The following is a 2,397-nucleotide window of genomic DNA, read 5'->3' as shown; positions in this document are numbered from 1 at the left end:
CGGCCCGCTGTCCGGCGCCGTCCTGGCCCGGCTCGGCGGCGATCCCGCCGCGCTGCCCGCCGCGGGCGACGCCGACCCGTGGGGCGAGGACCTGCACCTGGCCCTGCACTGCTGCTACGAGCTGCACTACCGCGGCTTCGCCGGGGTCGGCGACGAGCACGAGTGGGACGTGGCCCTGCTCGGCCTGCGCGTGGCCCTGGAGGACCGGTTCCTGGCCGCCCTGCGCGCTGCGGTCCCGCCCGGCGACGACGTCGACGCGACCGTCGCCGAGCTGCTCGTCGAGCCGGTCGGGCCGGGCGCGGAGACCGGCGTGACCCACCACCTGCTGCGCCGCGGCGAACTGTGGCAGCTGCGCGAGTACGTCGTGCACCGCTCGATCTACCACCTGAAGGAGGCCGACCCGCAGGCCTGGGTGATCCCGCGGCTGCCCCCGGCCGCCAAGGCGGGCCTGGTCACCGTCGAGCACGACGAGTACGGCGCGGGCGACGCCGCGGGCATGCACGCCGTGCTGTTCGCCGACATGATGCGCGACCTCGGACTGTCCGACGCCTACGGCGCGCACGTCGACACCGTCGGCGCCGAGACCCTCGCCGAGGTCAACTTCATGTCGCTGTGCGGGCTGCGGCGCAGCCTGCGCGGCGCGCTGGTCGGGCAGTTCGCGCTGGTCGAGCTGACCTCCTCGCCCGGATCGGAGCGCCTGGTCCGCGCGATGCGCCGGCTCGGCTGCGGCCCCGCCGCGATCCGCTTCTACGACGAGCACGTGGAGGCCGACGCCGTGCACGAGCAGGTCGTGCGTCGCGACGTCCTCGCCCCGCTGCTGCGTACCGAGCCCGGCCTGGCCGCCGACGTCGTGTTCGGGATCCGGGCCGCCGGGCTGCTCGGCGACCGGCTCGGCGGGCACGTGCTGGCCCGCTGGGCGGCGGGGGAGTCGAGCCTGCGCCGCCCGCTCGATGACGGGCCGGGCCGGTGACCGCCGCCCCGGTCGAGCTGGAACAGGGCTCCTTCTGGGACGACACCGACGAGCTGCGCGCCCGCCTCGCCGAGCCGCTGCCGCGGATCCCGCCCTGGTTCGGCTACGACGCGCTCGGCTCGGAGCTGTTCGAACAGATCACCGAGCTGCCGACCTACTACCTGACCCGGTGCGAGCGGGCGCTCCTGGAGCGGTACGGCACCGACATCGCGGCCCGGTTGGGCTGCCCACGCGTCGCCGAGCTCGGGTCCGGGAGCGCGAAGAAGACGCGGCTGCTGCTCGAACACTGCTCGGCGGCCCGGCCGACGACCTACCTGCCGATCGACGTGAGCCGCGAGATGCTCGTGCTGAGCGCCGAACGCATGGCGGACCTGCCGGGGCTGACCGTCACCGGGCTGTGGGGGCGGTACGAGGCCGGCCTCGACCGGCTGCGCGACGACGGCGGCGCCCCGGTGGCGGTGCTGTTCCTCGGCGCCAACATCGGCAACACCACCACCGGTGAGCGCGCCGCGCTGCTGGCACGGATCGGCGCGACCCTGCGCCCCGGTGACGCCCTGCTGCTCTCGGCCGACCTGGTCAAGCCCGCCGCGGTGTTCGAGTCCTGCTACAACGACCCGCCCGGGTACGACGCCTTCGCCCGGTTCCGGCTCAACCACCTCGACCACCTGGCACGCCGGTTCGGCGGGAGCGTCGCCCTCGACGCGGTGCACCCGGCGGCGCACTACGACGCCGCCGCCGACGTCGTCGACGGGCGGCTGTGGGCGCGCCGGGACCAGACCGTGGTGCTGCCCGGCCTGGACCGGACGCTGGAGCTGCGTCGCGGCGACAGCGTCAACGTCGGGTTCTCGGCGAAGTTCGAGCCCGACCGGCTGCGCACCGACGTGGCCCGGCACGGGTTGCGGGCCGAGGCCGAGTGGGTCGACGACGAGCACCGCTACGGGCTGTTCCTGTTCCGTCGGGACTAGAGCACCAGGACGACCTTGCCGGTCACGTGACCCTGTTCGACCAGGGCGAGCGCCGCCCCGGCCTCGGCCAGCGGCCGGACCTCGCGCACCAGCGGGTCGAGTTCCCCGGCCGCGACGAGTGCGGCGAGAGCGTCGAGCACCGCGGTGCTGCGGTCGCGGGTGACGTCACGACCGCCCAGCTGCGCGACCAGCGGCTTGTCCGCGATCGAGTACAGCGCCGCGGCCGGGACGAGGCCGGCCACCGCGCGCAGCGCGTCCCCGCCGACCAGGTCCAGGGCGCCGTCGACACCGCCCGGCGCGGCCGCGCGGATCCGGTCGGCGACGGCGTCGCCGTAGGCCACCGGGACGGCGCCGAACCCGGCGAGCAGGGCGTGCTTGCCGGGGCTCGCCGTGCCGACGACCGCCAGCCCGCGGCGGCGGGCCAGCTGCACCAGCGGCAGGCCGACCCCGCCGCCCGCCCCG

3 protein-coding genes are annotated in these 2,397 nt (G+C 76.0%); 2 read left to right on the top strand and 1 reads right to left on the bottom strand.

Features of this window, described 5'->3' with window-relative positions; all coding sequences use genetic code 11:
• Both GTW08_RS11285 and GTW08_RS11280 read left to right on the top strand, forming a co-directional pair.
• On the top strand, positions 1-970 hold a 970-nt coding region (locus GTW08_RS11285), incomplete at its 5' end, for an iron-containing redox enzyme family protein (protein ID WP_161151878.1).
• Entirely contained in the window at positions 967-1,935 is a 969-nt protein-coding gene (locus GTW08_RS11280) for an L-histidine N(alpha)-methyltransferase (protein ID WP_073577250.1), read from the top strand. The genes GTW08_RS11285 and GTW08_RS11280, both read left to right, overlap by 4 nt.
• On the opposite strand, the gene GTW08_RS11275 is transcribed toward GTW08_RS11280, so the two are convergent.
• Positions 1,932-2,397 (bottom strand): zinc-binding dehydrogenase (locus tag GTW08_RS11275; protein ID WP_161151877.1); only part of this gene is annotated, 466 nt, incomplete at its 5' end. The two genes, GTW08_RS11280 and GTW08_RS11275, sit on opposite strands and share 4 nt — an antisense overlap.

The sequence above is a fragment of the Pseudonocardia sp. SID8383 genome, from assembly GCF_009864975.1.
Taxonomy (GTDB): Bacteria; Actinomycetota; Actinomycetes; order Mycobacteriales; family Pseudonocardiaceae; genus Pseudonocardia; species Pseudonocardia alni.
This window is presented reverse-complemented; position numbering and strand designations above follow the sequence as displayed.